At 59.7% G+C, this 21446-nt stretch carries 22 protein-coding genes; 15 read left to right on the top strand and 7 right to left on the bottom strand.

Annotated elements, in window-relative coordinates; translation table 11 throughout:
• The first annotated feature begins 80 nt into the window (after window positions 1-80).
• Window positions 81-1136, top strand: coding sequence for an aminopeptidase (locus BUB69_RS21810; protein WP_073170347.1), 1056 nt, complete (start codon window positions 81-83; stop codon window positions 1134-1136).
• Between the two features lie 283 nt (window positions 1137-1419).
• On the opposite strand, the gene BUB69_RS21815 is transcribed toward BUB69_RS21810, so the two are convergent.
• On the bottom strand, window positions 1420-2073 hold the full coding sequence (locus BUB69_RS21815) for an HAD family hydrolase (protein WP_073170643.1): 654 nt from the start codon (window positions 2071-2073) through the stop codon (window positions 1420-1422).
• Window positions 2074-2096: 23 nt separating this feature from the next.
• Window positions 2097-2645, bottom strand: a complete 549-nt coding sequence (locus tag BUB69_RS21820) for a gamma carbonic anhydrase family protein (protein WP_073170349.1) — start codon at window positions 2643-2645, stop codon at window positions 2097-2099.
• A 76-nt stretch (window positions 2646-2721) separates the two neighbouring features.
• Here BUB69_RS21820 and prlC point away from each other — a divergent pair, with 76 nt between their 5' ends.
• Together prlC and BUB69_RS21830 are read left to right on the top strand one after the other, a co-directional pair.
• Window positions 2722-4809, top strand: coding sequence for an oligopeptidase A (prlC, locus tag BUB69_RS21825; RefSeq protein WP_175561823.1), 2088 nt, complete (start codon window positions 2722-2724; stop codon window positions 4807-4809).
• Window positions 4806-5093, top strand: coding sequence for a YheV family putative zinc ribbon protein (locus tag BUB69_RS21830; RefSeq protein ID WP_073170357.1), 288 nt, complete (start codon window positions 4806-4808; stop codon window positions 5091-5093). Before prlC ends, BUB69_RS21830 begins: the two co-directional genes overlap by 4 nt.
• Window positions 5094-5148: 55 nt before the next feature.
• On the opposite strand, the gene BUB69_RS21835 is transcribed toward BUB69_RS21830, so the two are convergent.
• From BUB69_RS21835 to BUB69_RS21845, 3 genes are all read right to left on the bottom strand, one after another.
• Window positions 5149-5394 (bottom strand): hypothetical protein, encoded by a 246-nt coding sequence (locus tag BUB69_RS21835; protein WP_073170360.1) that lies wholly within the window; start codon window positions 5392-5394, stop codon window positions 5149-5151.
• Between the two features lie 94 nt (window positions 5395-5488).
• Window positions 5489-5722, bottom strand: a complete 234-nt coding sequence (locus tag BUB69_RS21840) for a hypothetical protein (RefSeq protein WP_073170363.1) — start codon at window positions 5720-5722, stop codon at window positions 5489-5491.
• Between the two features lie 188 nt (window positions 5723-5910).
• Window positions 5911-7182: a phosphoinositide-specific phospholipase C-related protein gene (locus BUB69_RS21845; RefSeq protein ID WP_073170365.1), complete on the bottom strand. Its 1272-nt coding sequence runs from the start codon at window positions 7180-7182 to the stop codon at window positions 5911-5913.
• Between the two features lie 271 nt (window positions 7183-7453).
• Here BUB69_RS21845 and BUB69_RS21850 point away from each other — a divergent pair, with 271 nt between their 5' ends.
• The 3 genes from BUB69_RS21850 (at window position 7454) to BUB69_RS21860 (ending at window position 11093) form a co-directional block, all read left to right on the top strand.
• Window positions 7454-8512 (top strand): PA0069 family radical SAM protein, encoded by a 1059-nt coding sequence (locus tag BUB69_RS21850; protein ID WP_073170368.1) that lies wholly within the window; start codon window positions 7454-7456, stop codon window positions 8510-8512.
• Between the two features lie 206 nt (window positions 8513-8718).
• Window positions 8719-9459, top strand: a complete 741-nt coding sequence (locus BUB69_RS21855) for a carbonic anhydrase (RefSeq protein WP_024685325.1) — start codon at window positions 8719-8721, stop codon at window positions 9457-9459.
• A gap of 101 nt (window positions 9460-9560) precedes the next feature.
• Window positions 9561-11093 carry a SulP family inorganic anion transporter gene (locus BUB69_RS21860; protein ID WP_073170372.1) on the top strand — a complete coding sequence of 511 codons (1533 nt, stop codon included), beginning with the start codon at window positions 9561-9563 and terminating at the stop codon, window positions 11091-11093.
• 109 nt (window positions 11094-11202) lie between these two features.
• On the opposite strand, the gene BUB69_RS21865 is transcribed toward BUB69_RS21860, so the two are convergent.
• Entirely contained in the window at window positions 11203-11853 is a 651-nt protein-coding gene (locus tag BUB69_RS21865) for a hypothetical protein (protein ID WP_073170374.1), read from the bottom strand.
• Window positions 11854-12207: 354 nt separating this feature from the next.
• Here BUB69_RS21865 and coxB point away from each other — a divergent pair, with 354 nt between their 5' ends.
• The 4 genes from coxB to BUB69_RS21890 all read left to right on the top strand — a co-directional run bounded on the left by coxB (window position 12208) and on the right by BUB69_RS21890 (window position 17087).
• A complete protein-coding gene (gene coxB / locus BUB69_RS21870; RefSeq protein ID WP_073170377.1) occupies window positions 12208-13329 on the top strand; it encodes a cytochrome c oxidase subunit II in 1122 nt (373 codons plus the stop codon).
• A gap of 687 nt (window positions 13330-14016) precedes the next feature.
• Window positions 14017-15609, top strand: coding sequence for a cytochrome c oxidase subunit I (ctaD, locus tag BUB69_RS21880; protein WP_073170383.1), 1593 nt, complete (start codon window positions 14017-14019; stop codon window positions 15607-15609).
• Window positions 15610-15616: 7 nt separating this feature from the next.
• A complete protein-coding gene (locus BUB69_RS21885) occupies window positions 15617-16195 on the top strand; it encodes a cytochrome c oxidase assembly protein (protein WP_073170386.1) in 579 nt (192 codons plus the stop codon).
• 1 nt (window position 16196) lies between these two features.
• On the top strand, window positions 16197-17087 hold the full coding sequence (locus BUB69_RS21890; protein WP_073170389.1) for a cytochrome c oxidase subunit 3: 891 nt from the start codon (window positions 16197-16199) through the stop codon (window positions 17085-17087).
• 35 nt (window positions 17088-17122) lie between these two features.
• On the opposite strand, the gene BUB69_RS21895 is transcribed toward BUB69_RS21890, so the two are convergent.
• Complete coding sequence (locus tag BUB69_RS21895; RefSeq protein WP_073170392.1) at window positions 17123-17317, bottom strand: twin transmembrane helix small protein; 195 nt, start codon at window positions 17315-17317, stop codon at window positions 17123-17125.
• Between the two features lie 74 nt (window positions 17318-17391).
• Here BUB69_RS21895 and BUB69_RS21900 point away from each other — a divergent pair, with 74 nt between their 5' ends.
• Genes BUB69_RS21900 through BUB69_RS21920 form a run of 5 tightly spaced genes read left to right on the top strand, consistent with a single transcriptional unit; the run spans window position 17392 to window position 21289 of the window.
• Window positions 17392-18141 carry an SURF1 family protein gene (locus BUB69_RS21900; RefSeq protein WP_073170396.1) on the top strand — a complete coding sequence of 250 codons (750 nt, stop codon included), beginning with the start codon at window positions 17392-17394 and terminating at the stop codon, window positions 18139-18141.
• Complete coding sequence (locus tag BUB69_RS21905; RefSeq protein WP_073170399.1) at window positions 18107-18691, top strand: hypothetical protein; 585 nt, start codon at window positions 18107-18109, stop codon at window positions 18689-18691. The genes BUB69_RS21900 and BUB69_RS21905 overlap by 35 nt, the downstream gene beginning before the upstream one ends.
• A gap of 14 nt (window positions 18692-18705) precedes the next feature.
• Complete coding sequence (locus tag BUB69_RS21910; RefSeq protein WP_073170402.1) at window positions 18706-19764, top strand: COX15/CtaA family protein; 1059 nt, start codon at window positions 18706-18708, stop codon at window positions 19762-19764.
• Window positions 19761-20645: a heme o synthase gene (gene cyoE / locus BUB69_RS21915; protein ID WP_073170406.1), complete on the top strand. Its 885-nt coding sequence runs from the start codon at window positions 19761-19763 to the stop codon at window positions 20643-20645. The genes BUB69_RS21910 and cyoE overlap by 4 nt, the downstream gene beginning before the upstream one ends.
• Window positions 20646-20656: 11 nt before the next feature.
• The gene (locus tag BUB69_RS21920) at window positions 20657-21289 is read left to right on the top strand and encodes an SCO family protein (protein WP_073170409.1); all 633 of its coding nucleotides are present in this window, start codon (window positions 20657-20659) and stop codon (window positions 21287-21289) included.
• Window positions 21290-21446: the final 157 nt, after the last annotated feature.

Below are 21446 nucleotides of genomic sequence, written 5' to 3' on the forward strand. Positions count from 1 at the left end.
TCTGAACCGACGACGATGATAGTTGCGTCGGTGTTGTCTGTCCTGCATAACAGCACTGTGTTCAGATTTGAAGGCTGTGTATGCCACGACTCACTGTTTTACGCCTTTGGCAGGCTTTTCCGATACTGGCGGTTGTGATGCTCGCGGGCTGTTCCAGCGTGGCCTATTACGGGCAGCTGGCGCAGGGGCAGTGGCAGTTGTTGCAGGCGCGTGAGCCGGTCGATGAGGTCATCGCCGACCCTGCACGCGACCCCACTTTGCGTGCGCACCTGGCGCAATCACAAAAGGCCCGGGCCTTTGCCAGCGAACACCTGCACCTGCCTGACAACAAGAGCTATCGCCTGTACGCCGATCTGGGGCGTCCTTACGTGGTATGGAACGTGTTCGCCACCGACGAGTTCTCTCTTGATCCTGTGACGCACTGTTTTCCGATTGCCGGTTGCGTCGCCTACCGCGGTTACTACACGCCCGGCGGCGCGCGAGGTGAAGCGGCGTTGCTGCGCCAGGCCGGCAAGGACGTCTATCTCAGTGGTGTAGAAGCCTATTCGACGCTCGGTTGGTTCAATGACCCGATCCTGAGCTCGATGCTGGGCTGGGGCCATGAACGACTGGCCACACTGATTTTTCACGAGCTGGCGCATCAGCGTTTCTACGTGAAAGATGACACACCATTCAACGAATCGTATGCCAGTTTCGTCGAGCAGGAAGGTACGCGTCAGTGGCGAGCCGCCCGAGGCCTGCCGCCGGAGAGTGTCTCGCAGTCCAGACGCCGTGATCAGTTCATCCAGTTGGTGCTCGATACGCGGGAGCGTCTGAACGCTCTTTATCGTCTGCCACTGACACCCGACACCCTGCGCGAACGCAAGGCCGCCGAGTTCGAGCGCCTGCGACATGACTATCGGCAAATGCGCGATACACAGTGGGGCGGCGACAAGCGCTTCGACGGCTGGATCAACAGCCCGATGAACAACGCCAAACTGCTGCCCTTCGGGCTTTACGACCAATGGGTGCCTGCGTTCGAGGCGTTGTTCAAACAGGTGAATGGCGACTGGGAAGCGTTTTTCCAGGCAGTGGAAACGCTTGGCGGCTTGCCTGCTGATTCACGCAAGGCGGCGTTGCAGCGATTGATGCCGTGAGCGCGCACCAGAGCCGAAACGAACGTGTCTGACTGGATGCATGTCCCGTGGGAGGCGGCTTGCTGGCGATGGCGTCAGTTCAGTTATTGATATGTCGCTTCAAAAAAAGCATCGCCGGCAAGCCGCCTCCCACAGTACGTTGTGTTGCCGCAAGACGTGCGAAACAGGGCCGAAACGAATGTGTCTGACTGTATGCCTTCCACAGTCAGTTGGTTGCCGCAAGACGTGTGTATAACGATGAGTGCTCCGCGTGGGCATGCATGCCGTGGCGCTCTGCGTCACATCAAGGGCTGTTCAAGAACGCTTCGTGCAACTCGGCCACTGTCGCAAAGTGATACGTCGGATTCTCTGCCGTCAGTTCTTCATGGCTGCCAAACCCATACCCCACTGCCGCGACATCCAGACCGTTGCGAATTCCGCCGATCAGGTCGTGTTTGCGGTCACCGATCATCAGGGTGTGCGCCGGGTCGAGTTTTTCTTCGGCCAGCAGGTGGGCAATGAGTTCGACCTTGTCGGTGCGGGTGCCGTCCAGTTCGCTGCCGTAGATCACGATGAAGTGCCTGGCAAAATCAAAGTGCCGGGCGATTTCCCGGGCGAATTCCCAAGGCTTGGACGTGGCGATATACAGGCGTCTGCCCTGCCCGCCCAATGTCTCCAGCAACTCGGTCACACCTTCGAACACTTCATTTTCATACAGCCCGGTCACACGGAAGCGCTCGCGATAAAACCCGACCGCCTCCCACGCACGGGCTTCGTCCATGTCGTAAAACTGCATGAACGCCTGCAACAAGGGTGGGCCGATGAAGTGTTCCAGTCGGGTGATGTCCGGCTCGTCGATACCCAGCTGTGCCAGTGCGAACTGGATCGAGCGGGTGATGCCCAGGCGTGGGTCGGTCAACGTGCCATCGAGGTCGAAAAGGATGTTCTGATAATGCATGGGAGCCTTGAATTCCAGATGAGTCAGCAAGGTTGATCAAAGCCTTCGGCCAGATGCTGGTCCTTGAGGTTGACGTAATTGGTCGCGCTGTAAGGGAAGAACGCGATTTCCTTTTCGGTCAGTGCCCGGACTTGTTTGACCGGGCGGCCTACATAAAGAAAACCGCTTTCCAGCACCTTGCCTGGCGGCACCAGACTGCCCGCGCCGATGATCACGTGATCCTCCACCACCGCGCCGTCCATGATGGTCGAGCCCATGCCGATCAGGATCCGGTTGCCGATGGTGCAACCGTGCAGCATGGCCTTGTGGCCGATGGTCACTTCGTCGCCGATCAGCAGCGGAAAACCGTCGGGGTTGAACGGTCCCGCATGAGTGATGTGCAGCACGCTGCCATCCTGCACGCTGGTACGGGCCCCGATGCGGATGCGGTGCATGTCGCCGCGCACCACGGTCAGCGGCCAGATGGAGCTGTCCGCGCCAATTTCGACGTCGCCGATGACCACGGCCGAGTGGTCGACGAACGCCCGTTCGCCGAGTATCGGTGTGTGACTGTGGAACTTGCGAATGGCCACGATAGGCTCCTTCTTTGGCAGTGATAGAGGTCAGAAGCGGGTTTCGATGCTGCGGTCGGCGTCGATTGTAATTAAGATGCAGGAATGTTTCTTCCAGCCAAGGTGCAAAACCGTGAGCGCGAACAACCCGCTTCTGCAATCGTACGACCTGCCACCCTTCTCGGCGATCCGTGCCGAGCATGTCAAACCTGCCATCGAACAGATCCTGGCGGACAACCGCGCTGCAATCGCCGACATTCTCGCCAAACAGGGGTCGGCACCGACCTGGGCCGGACTTGTACTGACCATGGACGAATTGAACGACCGCCTCGGCGCTGCCTGGAGTCCGGTCAGCCACCTGAATGCCGTGTGCAACAGCGCCGAACTGCGTGAAGCCTACGAGTCGTGCCTGCCTGCGTTGAGCGCCTACTCCACGGAGATGGGCCAGAACCGCGCATTGTTCCAGGCTTATGAAGCTCTGGCCAACAGCCCGGAAGCCGTGAACTTCGATGTCGGTCAGAAGACCATCCTTGAACAGTCGCTGCGCGACTTCCGCCTGTCCGGTATCGACCTGCCGCCCGAGCAGCAGAAGCGTTATGCCGAGGTGCAGAGCAAGCTGTCGGAGCTGGGCAGCCAGTTCTCCAACCAGTTGCTGGACGCCACTCAGGCCTGGACCAAGCAGGTGACCGATGAATCCGCCCTTGCTGGCCTGACCGACTCGGCCAGGCAGCAGATGGCCGCCGCGGCCAAGGCCAAGGGCCTGGACGGCTACCTGATCACGCTGGAATTCCCGAGCTACTACGCGGTGATGACCTACGCCGAAGACCGCGCCCTGCGGGAAGAGCTCTACGCCGCATATTGCACCCGCGCCTCGGATCAAGGCCCGAACGCGGGCAAGAACGATAACGGTCCAGTCATGGAGCAGATCCTCGACCTGCGTCAGGAACTGGCTCAGCTGTTGGGTTACGCGAATTTCGCAGAACTGAGCCTGGCGACCAAGATGGCCGAGTCCAGCGATCAGGTGTTGAGCTTCCTGCGCGATCTGGCCACCCGCAGCAAACCGTTTGCCGCTCAGGACCTGGAAGAGCTCAAGGCTTATGCGGCCGAACAGGGCTGCCCGGATCTGCAAAGCTGGGACAGCGGCTTTTACAGCGAAAAACTGCGTGAGCAGCGCTACAGCGTTTCCCAGGAAGCCCTGCGCGTGTACTTCCCGATCGACAAAGTATTGGGCGGTCTGTTTGCCATCGTTCAACGTCTGTACGGCATCGAAATCGCCGAGCAGACAGGCTTCGACACCTGGCATCCGGACGTTCGCCTGTTCGAAATCAAGGAAAACGGTCAGCACGTCGGCCGCTTCTTCTTCGACCTGTACGCTCGCGCGAACAAGCGTGGCGGCGCGTGGATGGATGGCGCTCGCGACCGTCGTCGCACGGCCGAAGGCACCCTGCAGAGCCCGGTGGCCAATCTGGTGTGCAACTTTACGCCAGCAGTTGGCGGCAAACCTGCGTTGCTGACCCACGATGAAGTCACCACGCTGTTCCACGAATTCGGCCACGGCCTGCATCACCTGCTGACCCGAGTCGAACACGCTGGCGTTTCCGGCATCAATGGTGTGGCGTGGGATGCGGTCGAGCTGCCCAGTCAGTTCATGGAAAACTGGTGCTGGGAGCCGGAAGGTCTGGCGCTGATTTCCGGCCATTACGAAAGCGGCGCACCCCTGCCGCAGGACCTGCTGGAGAAGATGCTTGCTGCGCGCAACTTCCATTCGGGTCTGATGATGGTGCGTCAGCTGGAGTTTTCGCTGTTCGACTTCGAGCTGCATGCCACCCACGGCGACGGCCGCAGCGTGTTGCAGGTACTGGAAGGTATCCGCGACGAAGTTTCGGTCATGCGCCCGCCCGCCTACAACCGCTTCCCCAACAGCTTCGCGCACATCTTCGCGGGCGGTTACGCGGCGGGTTACTACAGCTACAAGTGGGCTGAAGTGCTGTCGGCCGATGCGTTTTCGAAGTTCGAAGAAGACGGCGTGCTCAATGCCGAAACCGGTCGTGCCTTCCGCGAAGCCATTCTGGCCCGTGGCGGCTCGCAGGCACCGATGGTGCTGTTCGTCGACTTCCGCGGACGCGAGCCGTCGATTGACGCACTCTTGCGCCACAGCGGTTTGAGTGAGGACGCGGCAGCATGACCGATACACCTGCGGTCGTTACCAAAAAACGCTTCATCGCCGGGGCGGTCTGCCCGGCGTGCAGCGAGCCTGACAAGTTGATGATGTGGAGCGAAGACGAGGTCCCGCACCGCGAGTGCGTGAACTGCGGTTACAGCGACACACTCAACGAGCAAGGGCTTTCGGTTCCTAAGGAGCTGGGCACACGGGTCAACAAGGTGGTGGTCAAGCCGGCTGATCCGAAGGTGCAGGGCGTGCAGTTCTTTCCGAACCCGAAGTTGAAGAAGCCGGTTGATCCGAGCTGACACTCCGATACGAGGGCGTACCAGAGGTGCGCCCCTGTATTTTATCGGTATCCATTTAAAATTTTAGTTTTACGAACGTCCGGGCCAGGGCTATCAGTAAGTCATCGTCTCTTTTTTGATGACCTTCCTTGTTGTCCACATCAACGTTTCCTGAAACCTTATCAAAACGCCCGTCTTTGTCCGGGTCGCTGACATAGGCTACGTACTGTATTTCCGTGCCCTTATAAAACTCCACAATGACTTCAGGGATGTTATCGCCCTCGAAATCTTCCATCGACAACTGGATCGAATTTTTAGTCATCTCTTGTCTCCTGCTTCAACGTGTTATTAGTCTTTCCCGTCCTGACGCCTGACACGTTGAACAGAATGTCGTCAGCGGGTCAGCCAGCAAGTGCTCATGGATCTGAAAGTTTTGAAATCTTTTCCCTGAATGAAAAGGCCAGATCCACAAGTACGTGTTTGGCCATCTCCAGGTCGCCGTCAAAATCAATTTCATCTTCCGGCTCGGTGTCCAATGACAGCAGAATGGAGCTCAGAAACTCATCATTCTCGTACAGCTCAGCTACGATTTCGGGGTACTTCTTTACTTTGAAGTCTTCGGCCTTCAGCCGAACTTCATACTTGGCCATTACCCACCTCGCTGTAAGGTAAGTTGCCAGCGTCGGGTCGAGTCTGGCGTTTAGTTACGCTAGTCCTTGCTGGAAAACCCGTCTACTGACAGAAATGACAGGTGGCAACGTGTCCATGCCGATGTGGCATGTTCGCGCAGCACAAAAGAGGGCTCGCCGACGAGGCGAGCCCATTCAGGAATGCTCTTTCAGGGGACCGCTATCTCGACCCGGGACACCTTGCCATTCAGGCCGTTGTACTTGAAGTAATCAACACGGTAGTCATCGGTTTCGAGCGTGCGTTCGAACTCGTGAACAATCACGTCCTCGCGGATACCAATGTCTCGTTTGACTTCAATAACAGCGTAGTCATCCGCAAGGCTTGCACGCGGGCTGTCGAATACCGTGATGCGAGTGTCTTTTGCGATGCCCGACAAAGACAGTGACTGGGCTTCATCGTTTTCACAGCCTTCGGCGGGCAGGCTGAGGGTTTTCGTTTCAGCGGGAATGACGCAGACCGTGTCCTGCGTCTTGTCTGCACGGGGGCCTTCCCATAGATAGATGCCCCCCTGACTGAGTGCGCGAGTGTAGGAAAGCGTGTCGCCGTTGCGGTAATTGTTGATGCCTATGAAGTTCGGCGTGACACCGCACCGTTTCGTGCGCCGCATCAGGTAGGTCAGGTTGTTGTCGTAGGCGGCCGAGTCCATGGCGGTGGAGGTTGCAGAATGGAACTGGTTCATCAGAAACAGTCGATTCCAGCGCTTGCCCGTTTCCCTGGCGACGGCCCTGGTGCTCAGCGGCACTTCACGCCAGCGGGTCGGGCAGGAGAAGTCGTGGAAGACCAGCAGGTTCGTGGCTACCGCCCCCAGCGTATCCCAGCGGTTCTGGACCAGCCAGTTCTGGTCATAAAGCACCCTGACGGCTTTTTCCCCCACCACATAACTCCCCTCCAGCTCCCAGCGATCAGTCAGCAGGATGAGGCGGTTATTGCTGCTCGCCATTTGCGCCAGCGTGGGCCACTGGTCGCCGTTGAAGCTGGCGGGATGGAACGAGTACTCGGCCAGTTCAGGCAACGCTTCGAATACCTGTCGCAGGTCGTCTCGGGTGACGTGGCTTTCCAGAAACATCGTGATGACTTCATTCGGATTTTCCTTGAGGAACGGAATGAATTCATTTTTGAGCTGTTTGCCCCAAGGGCCGTAGCAGGCCAGCGAGCCGTGGCACACCTTGATCCGGTTCAGGCCATGCTGGGTATCGTCAGTGTGAAGATCCAGCATGAAACCCCGCACCCCATCGGATAACTGCTGGGGCATTTCCTTGAGGTTCTGGTTTATTTTTTCGTAGGCATTGTGGGTGGTGACCCAATGGTACTGGTCGAATGGCTTGTCCCTGTCGGAAAAGCTGGATGCCAGTGTGTCCGTCGCGGCAATCGATAACAGCGATGCGCCCGTCAGGGCGCTCATGGCGAAAACAGTGTTCATGACTGAAGTCCTTTTCAGTGCAGGCCTGACCTGATGTGCAGGCCCTGATAAGTGGCAGGCGCTCTCCCTGAGCGTCCCGGTGAGGATTAATAGAGGACGGGCCGCATTTTTGGAAATGGCATCTTGTTACCAATCTTTAGACGACTGTCGCAAGGCGGCGTGTTTGAACGGCTGCCGGGGTCACGCCGCCTGTCAGCGACAAGCACATTTAATGGGAGGTAGAAGACGATCTGCTGTACTGTATGAATAAACAGTAAAAGGGTGATGCCAGATGTCCAGCGCTATTCCGGTACGGGGCCGCGGCACCGCCAGTAATCCGCATAACCGCTTCGCGCCCAGCCGCAGCGTGGTAGAAGACGACGGCTGGTATCAGGAAGTCCCGATGACGCAGGGCACACAGGTCACGTTCGAGACGGCCAAGAGCATCATCACTCGCAACAGCTCGCCGGACATTCCGTTTGATCGCTCGATCAACCCGTATCGTGGCTGTGAGCATGGCTGCATTTACTGCTTCGCCCGGCCCAGCCACGCATACTGGGACATGTCGCCCGGTCTGGATTTCGAGACCCGGCTGATCGCCAAGACCAACGCGGCGGCGCTGCTGGAGCAACAGCTTTCAAAACCCGGCTACCGCTGCGCGCCGATTACGTTGGGCGCCAACACTGACCCGTATCAGCCCATCGAGCGCGAGCACAGGATTACTCGCGCCACGCTGGAAGTATTGCTGCGCTACCGTCATCCGGTCAGCATCATTACCAAGGGCTCGCTCATCCTGCGCGATCTGGATCTGCTGGCCGAGATGGCAAAGCTGCGCCTGGTGTCGGTGTTCATCAGCCTGACCACGCTGGATGACGAGCTCAAGCGCATTCTCGAGCCCAGAGCCGCCGCGCCCAAGGCGCGGCTGAGGGCGATCAAGGTGTTGCGTCAGGCGGGTGTGCCGGTCGGCGTGCTGTGCGCGCCAATGATTCCGATGATCAACGACAGCGAGCTGGAGGCGCTGCTGACCGAAGCAAAGGCCGCAGGTGCCTTGAGCGCAAGCTATGTGATGCTGCGTTTGCCGCTGGAAGTTGCGCCATTGTTCGACGAGTGGTTGAAGACGCATTACCCCCAGCGCGCCGATCATGTGCTGAGCCTGATCCGCCAGAGCCGGGGTGGTGCGCTGTACGACAGTCAGTTTGGCTCACGCATGCGCGGCGAAGGCCCGTTCGCTGAGCTGCTGGCGCAGCGTTATGCGCTCTCAATCAAGCGGCTGGGATTGAACTCGCGAGAGAGTTTTGTGCTCGATTGCAATGCGTTTTGCCCGCCAGGCGGTCAGCTGTCGTTGCTATGACGAACTTGGGACTATCGTGCAAACCCGCATTCCAGAGCGGTCTCATTCAGTTTCACTTAAGCTTGGGCCGTTAATCTGTAACTCGGAGTGACACCAGCGGTAGCGCCGCAGGGATGTGCGCGCGATGCCAAACAACAGGGATCACATCCGGCTCTGGTTAAGCACACATGAGTAATCCACATCAATCCGTCAGAGAGGATGAAGACATGAGAGACATGGATAAACAGCCGTCGGCTACGTCGGCCAGTACACCTAGCCACTCGGATAGCGCCGACGTAGCGTTGAAACATATCGTTGATGGCTTCGTACATTTTCGTAATGAAGTCTTCCCTCAGCAGGAAGAGCTCTTCAAGAAACTGGCTACCGCGCAATCGCCGCGAGCCATGTTCATTACCTGCGCGGACTCGCGCATCGTTCCCGAGCTGATCACTCAGAGCTCGCCGGGCGACCTGTTCGTGACCCGTAACGTCGGTAACGTCGTTCCGCCGTATGGCCAGATGAATGGTGGTGTATCCACTGCCCTGGAATACGCGGTCGTGGCGCTTGGCGTGCAACACATCATCGTCTGCGGTCACTCCGACTGCGGTGCCATGCGAGCGGTGCTCAATCCCGACAGCCTGGACAAGATGCCGACGGTAAAAGCCTGGCTGCGCCATGCAGAGGTTGCCCGTACCGTCGTGGAACAGAACTGCAGTTGCAGTGGCGAGCTGGAAACCATGCAGGTCCTGACTCAGGAAAACGTGATTTCCCAGTTGCACCATTTGCGTACCCACCCTTCGGTTGCCGCGAAGATGGCCAGCGGTCAGCTGTTCATTCACGGCTGGGTCTACAGCATCGAAACCAGTGAAATTCTGGCCTACGACGCTGAAAGTGACCGCTTCGTGCCGCTTGATGGCACAGGTCCGACGCCGATGGCTTCCCCGAAAGCACGCTTTTCAGCTGACTGATCCCAGTCACGACTGACGGCACACCCTTCTTTAGCTGGTGGCGGCTGCGCATGGAGCGCGCCGCCAGCTTTGCCTCGTCTGAAGAATCCCGGAGAAGTGTCATGGGTGCTACAGCATTGAAATCCGTTTTACCACGGGAGCTGCTCGCTTCCGTGGTCGTGTTCCTGGTGGCCCTGCCGTTGTGCATGGGAATCGCAATCGCGTCCGGCATGCCACCTGCCAAGGGCTTGATCACGGGCATCATCGGTGGTCTTGTAGTCGGCTGGCTGGCCGGTTCGCCCCTGCAAGTCAGTGGTCCGGCGGCAGGTCTGGCGGTACTGGTGTTCGAGGTGGTGCGTGAGCACGGGATGGCGATGTTGGGGCCGATCCTGTTGCTGGCCGGCCTGCTTCAACTGTTGGCCGGGCGATTCAAGCTGGGCTGCTGGTTCCGCGTTACCGCACCTGCCGTGGTCTACGGCATGCTCGCCGGTATCGGCGTTCTGATCGTTCTGTCACAGGTGCATGTGATGTTCGACAGCGGTCCGAAGCCTTCCGGGCTGGACAACCTGGTCGGCTTCCCGGCGACGCTGGTTCAGGCCATTGGTCCGGGATCAGGCATGCAGGCCGGTATGTTGGGCCTGGGCACGATTCTGATCATGTGGGGTTGGGACAAGCTTCGTCCCAAGTCGCTGCGCTTCGTGCCGGGTGCCCTGCTCGGCGTGGGTATCGCGACTGCCGTCAGCCTGTTCATGGCGCTGGACGTCAAACGTGTGCAGGTGCCTGAAAACCTCTCTGACGCCATCGACTGGCTGCGCCCTGCCGATCTGATGAACCTGGCCGATCCTGCGATCCTGATAGCGGCCATTGCCGTGGCCTTCATTGCCAGTGCCGAAACATTGCTCTCTGCCGCCGCGGTCGACCGCATGCACAGCGGCGTGCGTTCGGACTTCGACAAGGAACTCAGTGCCCAGGGCGTCGGTAACATGCTGTGCGGTCTGTTGGGCGCCCTGCCGATGACGGGCGTGATTGTGCGCAGCTCGGCCAACGTTCAGGCCGGTGCCACGACGCGCTTCTCGACGATTTTTCATGGTCTGTGGTTGCTGGCGTTCGTCCTGTTGCTGTCCAGCGTGCTGCAGAGCATCCCGGTTGCGAGCCTTGCAGGTGTTCTGGTGTATACCGGCCTGAAGCTGGTCGATCTGAAGACCTTCAAGGGGCTGGGTCGCTACGGCCGCATGCCGATGTTCACGTACGCGGCAACGGCCGGCGCGATCATCTTCACCGACCTGTTGACCGGTGTCCTGGTCGGCTTCGGTCTGACGCTGGTCAAGCTGGCGCTCAAGGCTTCGCGTCTGAAGATCAATCTGGTCGAGCTGCCGGTCAAGGGCGAGTACGAGCTGCGTCTGGTCGGGGCGGCCACCTTCCTCAAGGTGCCTGCGCTGACTCAGGTTCTGGGCACTGTGCCAGTGGGCAGCACCTTGCATGTACCGCTGAGCAATCTGTCTTACATTGATCACTCCTGTCTGGAGCTGCTGGAAGACTGGGGACGTGCCAATGCCGCTCACGGTACGAAGCTGGTGATCGAGCCTCGGGGCCTGAAGCGTCGACTCGAAGGAAGGGTGTACACCAACACGGGGATCGGCTCAGGCGTTGCCTGATTCAATCAGCGGTTGATGGGTTGCCCAAGGGCCGGATGGGTCTTCGCGTAGCAGCGGAGCACCATCCGGCTCCTTCCGTTGCGGCGAAGACATGAAATTCGGCGACGTATCAGACCACGGAACGTTCCAGTTCCAGACCGATACCCAATTGACGTGACAGGCTTGGCCAGCGCTTCCAGGCGGCTTCCGTGTCAGGGCTGCTCAGTTTCTCGCGATAGGCTTCGACCGAGTCGAGCGCGAAATCCTCATCATCCAGCAATTGATCCACTGCATGGTGGACGGCCTCGTCCAGCTGGTTGGCGAACTGTTCGCCGATCAACTGGTGAGCGATCACGCTGGCCACCGTGGTGTTGGACGGAATCAGCGGCTGGCCGAAGTGCTTGATGTACAGGTCGTTGACTTCCTCGACCAGACGATGCGCCAGATACGCTTCATCCAGCAGGCTGTCGAGCCCTTCATGGCCCTGCATGATGTCAGGAGGGGCAGTGAAAAACTGCTCGGCAATCCTGAGTACCGGTTTGATCTGTCCTTCGATACCCGCCTCGATTGCAACCTCGTGGGCGGCGTCCAGCAGGTCAGGGACCAGATCGATGTAGGCGGTGACGAAACGTGTCAGTGCGCCTTGTGCGTCAACTTCGGGAAGGTGAATGGCAGGGTGAAGGTGCGGAAGCTGGGTTTTCAGCTGTTGCAGCAGATGACCGGTCTCGGCCTCGTGCTGTTGTGCTCGTTGTATCTGCTCGCGCAATGCGGCCGTGTTCATGACGGTGGGGGCTCCTGAAAGCATATAACCAGGGAGGATTCATTGATCAAGGTCATACGTTAGCTTGATTAACTAAATGCCTCAGACGTTTTTGTCATAACCGTTTCATATTTATATGGATTGGATCTTAAAACATCCATTTTGGCCTGCTTCGACGGTTTGACAGGAAAATCGGCACACGGGTTATCGGAAGGACATTCATCCGGCGCCACGTTGCGTGACCTGATCGCTGTCTATACTCGACCTCTGAGGAAGTCGGCTTGTGACCCTTATGGTCATGGTCTTGCAGTCGGTGGCCCACTCCTTGCCCGCGGCACGGTCCGCGCAGAACAAGAGTGTGTGGGAGAACCCGAGATGCGGCATCCAAGGGTCTGGACAGGCCTGTTGCTGTGGTCGACGATCGAGCAGGCACACGCAGCCTGGACGACCAACATGTCACCCGGCGCGTCAGTGGTCAGCGGTGCCGTGTTCGATCTGCACATGACCATCTTCTGGATCTGCGTGGTAATCGGGCTGGTGGTGTTCGGTGCCATGCTCTGGTCGATCTTTGCGCATCGACGTTCAAGGGGGCAGAAGGCTGCTCACTTTCATGAAAACACCACGGTCGAGATTCTCTGGACCGTGGTTCCGCTTCTGATCCTGGTCGCGATGGCGATTCCGGCGACCCGTACCCTGATCAGCATGTATGACGCCAGTGAGTCGGACGTCGATATCCAGATCACCGGCTACCAGTGGAAATGGCACTACAAGTATCTGGGACAGGACGTGGAGTTCTTCAGCAACCTGGCGACCACCACCCACCAGATCCATAACCGCGACGACAAGGGCGAGCATTATCTGCTGGAGGTCGATCAGCCGCTGGTGTTGCCGGTGGGCGAGAAGATCCGTTTTCTGGTCACCGGTGCCGATGTCATTCATTCCTGGTGGGTGCCGGCGTTCGCGGTCAAGCGCGACGCCGTGCCGGGGTTCATCCACGAGGCCTGGACCCGCATCGAAAAGCCCGGCATCTATCGCGGCCAATGCACGGAGTTGTGCGGCAAGGACCATGGCTTCATGCCCATTGTGGTGGACGCCCGTTCGCCTGCCGATTATGAAAACTGGCTGACCGAACGCAAACAGGAAGCTGCTCGGCTCAAGGAGCTGACCAGCAAAGACTGGACCCGCGAAGAACTCATTGCTCAGGGCGACAAGGTCTACCACACGGTGTGTGCGGCCTGTCACCAGCCCGAAGGGCAAGGCCTGCCGCCGATGTTTCCGGCGCTCAAGGGTTCGAAAATCGCCACCGGACCGATTGCCGATCACCTCAATATCGTCGTCAACGGCAAACCGGGTACGGCCATGGCGGCGTTCGGCAAGCAGCTGTCTGAGGTCGATATCGCGGCAGTCGTGACCTACGAACGCAACGCTTGGGGCAATAACCAGGGCGACATGGTTACGCCCAGAGACGTGCTGACGCTCAAGCAGGCGCAGCCATGAATCGAGTGCTGTTTTGCAGCGAACACGAGACGGTGTATGCCCCCGCCACCTCTTCGACGCAGCGCTGTCGCGCAGCAAATTCCATGGGAGGCGGCTTGCCGGCGAAGGCGTCAGTTCAGTTGCTGACAGGGGGCTGGAGAGACCGCATCGCCGGCAAGCCGCCTCCCACAAAGGCAGTGTCCATTCAGCCAATCCTTCGCCATCGGAGGCCGACATTGTTGACCCTCAACCTTCGCGCCGAGCTGGTCCAGCCAGGCCTGCAGATCGTCGAGCCTGCGTTCTTCAACGACAGGACGCTGTCTTGCAGAAAACAAATGACTGTGGGAGGCGGCTTGCCGGCGAAGGCGTTAGTTCAGTTGCTGACAGGGGGCTGGAGAGACCGCATCGCCGGCAAGCCGCCTCCCACAAAGGCAGTGTCCATTCAGCCAATCCTTCGCCATCGGAGGCCGACATTGTTGACCCTCAACCTTCGCGCCGAGCTGGTCCAGCCAGGCCTGCAGATCGTCGAGCCTGCGTTCTTCAACGACAGGACGCTGTCTTGCAGAAAACAAATGACTGTGGGAGGCGGCTTGCCGGCGAAGGCGTCAGTTCAGTCGCTGACAGGGGCTGGAGAGACCGCATCGCCGGCAAGCCGCCTCCCACAAAGGCAGTGTCCATTCAGCAAATCCTTCGCCACCGGAGGCCGACATGAGTGCAGTGATCGATAACCCAGGCCACGTCGGCCATGACCCTGCCCACGGTCCTGCCAAGGGCTTGATGCGTTGGGTGTTGACCACCAACCACAAGGACATCGGCACGATGTACCTGTGGTTCAGTTTCACGATGTTCCTCTTGGGCGGCTCGTTCGCAATGGTGATTCGCGCCGAGCTGTTCCAGCCGGGCCTGCAGATTGTCGAGCCTGCGTTCTTCAACCAGATGACGACCATGCACGGCCTGATCATGGTGTTCGGCGCGGTGATGCCTGCCTTTGTCGGCCTGGCCAACTGGATGATTCCGTTGATGATCGGCGCGCCGGACATGGCGCTGCCACGCATGAACAACTTCAGTTTCTGGCTGCTGCCCGCCGCGTTCCTGCTACTGGTGTCCACCCTGTTCATGCCCGGCGGCGGTCCCAACTTCGGCTGGACCTTCTACGCACCACTGTCCACCACCTATGCACCCGAAAGCGTGACTTTTTTCATTTTTGCCATCCATATGATGGGTATCAGCTCGATCATGGGCGCGATCAATGTGGTGGTCACCATCCTCAATCTGCGTGCGCCCGGCATGACCCTCATGAAAATGCCGCTGTTCGTCTGGACCTGGTTGATCACCGCCTTTCTGTTGATCGCCGTGATGCCGGTGCTGGCCGGTTGCGTGACCATGATGTTGATGGACATTCATTTCGGCACCAGCTTCTTCAATGCGGCAGGCGGCGGTGATCCGGTGCTGTTCCAGCATGTGTTCTGGTTCTTCGGCCATCCTGAGGTGTACATCATGATCCTGCCGGCGTTCGGCGCGGTCAGTTCGATCATCCCGGCGTTCTCGCGCAAGCCATTGTTCGGCTACACCTCGATGGTCTACGCAGTCGCGGCCATTGCGTTTCTGTCGTTCATCGTCTGGGCGCACCACATGTTCGTGGTGGGCGTGCCCTTGGTGGGCGAGCTGTTCTTCATGTACGCCACCATGCTGATCGCGGTGCCCACCGGGGTGAAGGTGTTCAACTGGGTCAGCACCATGTGGAAGGGATCGCTGACCTTCGAAGCGCCGATGCTGTTTGCCGTGGCGTTCGTGGTCCTGTTCAGTATCGGTGGATTTTCCGGGCTGATGCTGTCGATTGCGCCTGCTGATTTCCAGTATCAGGACACCTACTTCGTGGTGGCGCATTTCCACTACGTGCTGGTGCCGGGAGCGATCTTCGGGATCTTTGCGTCGACGTATTACTGGCTGCCGAAGTGGACCGGGCACATGTACGACGAAACCCTCGCCAAGCTGCATTTCTGGCTGTCCTTCGCAGGCATGAACCTGGCTTTCTTCCCCATGCATTTCGTCGGTCTGGCGGGCATGCCGCGCCGTATTCCGGATTACAACCTGCAATTCGCCAATTTCAACATGCTGTCGTCGATCGGTGCCTTCACCTTTGGCGCAACCCAGCTACTGTTTCTGTTTATCGTGATCAAGACCATCCGGGGCGGCCCGCCAGCACCGGCCAAACCCTGGGACGGTGCCGAGGGACTGGAATGGAGCCTGCCCTCGCCTGCGCCCTATCACACCTTCAGTACGCCACCGCACGTGGAGTGAGTCGCGAATGAATCAGCCTGTCTCCCAGAAACGCCTGATCACCCGCCTTCTGCTGATGGTAGTAGTGATGTTTGCGTTCGGTTTCGCGCTGGTGCCTCTGTACGACGTGATGTGCAAGGCGTTCGGCATCAATGGCAAGACCGGCGATCAGTACCAGGGCACGCAAGTCATCGATGACACACGTCAGGTGAAGGTGCAGTTCCTGTCGTCCAATGCGGCCGACATGGTCTGGGCGTTCTACCCCATGAATGATCAGGTAGAGGTTCATCCGGGCGCGATCAACGAGATGATTTTCATCGCGCAAAATCCGACCGACAGGCCGATGAAAGCCCAGGCGGTGCCGAGCATTTCGCCGGGCCAGGCCGCATCGTACTTTCACAAGACCGAGTGCTTCTGTTTCACCCAGCAGCTATTGCAGCCGGGCGAGCGCATCGAGATGCCGGTGCGTTTCATTGTCGATCGCGACCTGCCCTCGGAAGTGAAGAGCCTGACGCTGGCCTACACGCTGTTCGACATCACCGATCACCAGAAGCCTGCTGTGCCGGTGGCCAAAAGGCTGGAAAGAGCGGTGGTCAGAGGAGATTGAAATGGCAACGCCCCATGAGCATTACTACGTTCCGGCTCAGAGCAAATGGCCGATCATTGCCACCGTGGCGCTGTTGATCACGATGTTCGGTCTGGGCACCTGGTTCAATGACATGAAAGCGCACCGGCCCGACTCCCACGGCCCGCTGATCTTCTCGATGGGCGCGCTGCTGGTGGTGTACATGATGTATGGCTGGTTCGGCACAGTGGTCCGGGAGAGTCGCGCCGGTCTGTACAGCGCGCAGATGGACCGTTCGTTTCGCTGGGGCATGGCCTGGTTCATCTTTTCCGAGGTGAGCTTCTTTCTGGCGTTCTTCTTTGTGCTGTTCTACGTGCGCATCTGGGTCGGGCCGTGGCTGAGCGGTGAAGGCGCCAACGGAATTTCCCACATGCTCTGGCCCGATTTCGAGTTTCGCTGGCCGATGCTCGACACGCCGGACCCGAAACGCTACCCCGCGCCCGGTGGCATCGTTGATCCCTGGAAGCTGCCGCTGCTCAACACGGTGCTGCTGGTCAGCTCCAGCGTGACGATCACCTTTGCGCATCACGCCCTCAAGAACGGGCATCGTGTTGCGCTCAAGCGCTGGCTGGCGTTGACCATCCTGTTGGGCTGGACCTTTTTGTTCTTTCAGGTCGAAGAGTACATCCATGCGTATCAGGAACTGGGCCTGACACTGGGCTCCGGCATTTACGGTGCCACGTTCTTCCTGCTGACCGGATTTCACGGCGCGCACGTCACCATGGGCACGATCATTCTGCTGGTGATGCTGATCCGTATTCTGCGTGGGCACTTCGACGCCGAGCATCAATTCGGCTTTGAAGCGGCAAGCTGGTACTGGCATTTCGTGGACGTGGTGTGGGTCGGGCTGTTTGTGTTCGTGTACGTGATTTAGCTGCGCACGACTGCGCCTGCGCAGCGGATATTTTGTCAGGGTGAGGGCAGTTGCCCGCTGTAGAAACCCCAGATGATCAGTATCAGGGTCAGGCCGGCGAGGATGACACGCAGCGCAAGGGCTTTGAGCAGGCGTGTCGAGTGATCGTCGTCCTTGACCAGAAAGAACAGGCCGCCGAACAGGCTGGCGACGGTGGCAGCCAGCATGAAAACAATCGCCGCTTTGAGCATGTCTGGACTCCAGGAGCAATCGTGATGATGCAGTGGAGTATAGGTCTGGCCCCACGGTCAGGCCGGAGGCTGTGATGAAGCGCTTCGCACCGGGGCTGTGGCCGACGCTGATCGTGCTGCTGTTGCTGCCAGTCCTCGTGTCACTGGGTTTCTGGCAACTGGAGCGCGGCGACCAGAAGCGCTCGATGCTCAGCCAGTACACCGAGCGCCGTACGGCTGTTCCGGTCAGTATTGGCGAGCTGTTGTACAACGAAGATGCCGCCTGGCGACGCGTGCATGTGCGTGGGCGGTTCGATGCCGCGCACAGCGTTCTTCTGGACAACAGCATCCGTGACGGGCGTGCCGGGGTCGAATTGCTCCAGCCGTTTATCGATCATGCCAGTGGGCTCTGGTTGCTGGTCAATCGTGGTTGGCTGCCCTGGCGGGATCGACGTACAGCGCCGGTGTTCAATACGCCCAGTGACGTGCTGGAGCTTGATGCGTGGGTCTACGTGCCTGTCCGTGCGCCCTTTCAGCTGGAACCTGATGCGTCACAAGGTTCCTGGCCAAGGCTGGTGAACGCGGTCTTTGCCGCCCGCGTGTGGAGCGAACTGGGGCGTGAAGGTCATCCCGATGAACTGAGGCTTGAACCGGGACCTGCGGCGTATCGGGTCGATTGGCCGGTGGTTGCGATCAGCCCTGAAAAGCACATGGGCTATGCCGTGCAGTGGTTTGCGTTGTCCGCCACGCTGATAGGCCTTTACCTGTACCGGGGCCGGGCGCTCGGTAAAACAGTGCAGGAGAATGAGCATGGGAGCCGCCATGAACCCCATCGACATGGCTGATCCGCAGCGTCGGCGCAAAGGTCGTCTGCAATTGCTGCTGGTGGTGCTGATTGCCTTTGCGCCGATGGTGCTGGCGACGTGCATGTACGTATTCGGCTTCTGGGTGCCGGAGGGTCGCAGCTATCACGGTTATCTGATCGGCAATGGACAGAGCCGCGCCGACCTTGGCGTAACCGCCCAAGAGCGTCGCTGGCAATTGCTGGTCAGCGCGCCCGCCCCCTGCGAGACGGCGTGTCAGCACCTGGTGTATCTGGCGCGGCAGGTGCAGATCGGGTTGGGGCGTGACGCCGCGCGCGCCAGTCATGCGCTGGCGGTCGGGCAACCACTGGATGGCGACTATGCCGCGAAACTGAACAGCGAGTATCCGCGCCTGCTGCGGTATTCGCTGGACCTGTCGCGCTATGGCGCGCCCGCACCTGATCGTCGCACGCCCTATCTGTGGATCATCGACCCGCACGGCAATCTTGTGCTGCGTTACGACGCAGGCGTTAACGGCAAGGACCTGCTCGAAGACCTGCGCCGTCTGCTGAAACTTTCGAACATCGGTTAGGAAGGGAGAAGGCCATGGCCCGTCCCGGATTTCGTCTCGCATTACTGGCCACCGTGCTCGCGCTGGTGGTCGTGATGCTCGGTGCCTACACGCGACTGACCCACGCGGGGCTGGGCTGCCCTGACTGGCCGGGCTGTTACGGCTTCATCGGCGTGCCCGGCACTGAACGACAGGTTGAGCATGCGCAACTTAATTTTCCCGACATGCCGGTGCAGGCGGACAAAGGCTGGAGCGAGATGACGCATCGCTATTTTGCCGGTGGCCTGACGCTGATCATTCTGCTGCTGGCAGTGCAGGCCTGGCAGCATCGGCATCGTTCGGGGCATCCGCTCAAGCTGGCAGCGGGGCTGCTGGGCATCGTGGCGGCCCAGGCGGCGTTCGGCATGTGGACCGTCACGCTGCAGCTCTGGCCTCAGGTTGTCGCCGGACATCTGCTGGGCGGCATTGCGACGTTGAGCCTGCTGTTCCTGCTGACGTTGCGCCTGAGTGGTGCCTGTCCTGCTCCACAATGTGTGCCTGCGCGTCTGAAACGGCTGGCACTACTCGGGCTGATCCTGGTGAGTATTCAGATCGCGCTCGGTGGCTGGGTCAGTGCCAATTACGCCGCAATGGCCTGCACCGATTTGCCGACCTGCCAGGGCAACTGGTGGCCGGAGGCGGATTTCAGTAATGCGTTTCATCTGACCCAGCGTATCGGTCCCAATTACCAGGGCGGTCATCTCGACAGCGAGGCGCGCACCGCGATTCACCTCGCACACCGCCTGGGCGCGCTGGTCGTCTCTTTGACCCTGCTCGTACTGGCCTGGCAGCTAAAGCGTGCCGGTCTCGGCAGGCTGGCAGTGCTGCTGGTGTCGGCGCTGGGCGTGCAGATCGCGCTGGGGCTGGGCAACGTGCTGCTGAGCCTGCCGCTGGTCCTGGCTGTTGCGCATAGCCTGGGCGGTGCTGCGCTGATGCTGTGCATGACCCTGATCAATTATCGCGTCGCGCGGCCGTGGCCATTGCCGCGTATCGAGCACAACGCGCTGACGACGATCGCCAGCACGGGCCTGAGTCCCAGAGATGCACTGAAATGACGTCACTGACGCGCCAGCGGTCGCTTTACAGCCTGTGGCAGGACTACCTGGAGCTGACCAAACCCAAGGTGGTTCTGCTGATGCTGATCACGTCGATGATCGGCATGCTGCTGGCCACAGAAACCGCGGTGCCGTGGACCACGTTGATCCTGGGTAATCTGGGCATTGGCCTGTGCGCGGCGGGCGCGGCTGCGGTGAATCATGTGGTGGACCGGCGGATCGACGCGCAGATGGCACGTACTCACCATCGGCCCATCGCTCAGGGCCGCGTACCGCCGGTTGCGGCACTCGGCTTTGCGTTGCTGCTGGCGTTGTCGGGTCAGGCGCTGCTGTTCATCTTTATCAACGCCCTGACAGCCTGGCTGACGCTGGCGTCGCTGCTAGGTTACGCGGTGGTCTACACCGGCTTTCTCAAGCGCGCCACGCCACAGAACATCGTCATCGGAGGGCTGGCCGGGGCCGCGCCACCGCTATTAGGCTGGGTCGCGGTCACCGGGCACGTCAGCGCCGAGCCCTTGCTGCTGATGCTGATCATCTTCGCCTGGACGCCGCCGCACTTCTGGGCGCTGGCCATTCATCGCAAGGCCGAGTACGCCCGCGTCGATATCCCGATGCTGCCGGTGACTCACGGCGAGCACTACACCAAAGTACACATCGTGTTGTACACCTGCATGCTGCTGGCGGTCAGTCTGCTGCCGTATGTGATTCACATGAGCGGTCTGCTCTACCTGCTGTGCGCGCTGGTGCTGGGGTTGCGCTTCCTGCAATGGAGCTGGGTACTGTACCGTGGCACTCGACCGCACGCCGCGATCGGCACGTTCAAGTACTCTGTGTGGTACTTGTTTTTGCTGTTCATCGCGCTGCTCGCCGATCATTACTGACTGTTGATGCCATGACCCGAACCCAGAAAACCGTTTTTATCCTTGTCGCTGTCGTCGCCCTGATCATGGGCCTGACCATCAACCGCGTGCTGTCCGGCAAAGGTCCGGGCGATCAGACGGCGCTGATCGATGCAGGCGTGATCCTGTTGCCGCAAAGCCGCACGCTGCCAGCGTTGAGCATGACCGATCAGAACGGCGCGCCTCTGGCGGTCAATGCGTTGAAGGACAAATGGACACTGGTGTTCTTCGGCTACACCTATTGCCCGGACATCTGCCCGACCACGCTGGCGCAGTTGCGTGACATCAGGAGCCGGCTACCTCAGCAGGCCGTCGACAACATGCGCGTGGTGCTGGTCAGCGTCGACCCCAACCGCGACACGCCGCAGCAGCTCAAGCAATACCTGGGTTATTTCGATCCGCGCTACATCGGCCTGACTGCGCCGGTGGCGGATATCCAGAAACTGGCCAGCGCGCTGAGCATCCCGTTCATTCCGGCAGACACCAGCAAGCCGGGTTATACGGTCGATCACAGCGGCAATCTGGCCCTGATCGGCCCGGACGGCAGGCAGCGCGGTTTCATCCGCTCACCCCTGAACTTGCAGAAGCTGGTGGCGCAGTTACCGGGGTTGCTGGAGCGGGATTGAGGTGAGTGAATGCCCTGTGGGAGGCCTCACCACGTCTTCGACGTAGCGCTGTCGCGCATCAAACTCAGTGGGAGCGGACCGGGCGGCGTTCCGCTTGCCCGCGAAAAGGCCATTAAATCCGACGAATATTCATCGACTGAACGACAGCATTCGCGGA

The sequence above is a fragment of the Pseudomonas asturiensis genome, assembly GCF_900143095.1.
Classification (GTDB): domain Bacteria; phylum Pseudomonadota; class Gammaproteobacteria; order Pseudomonadales; family Pseudomonadaceae; genus Aquipseudomonas; species Aquipseudomonas asturiensis.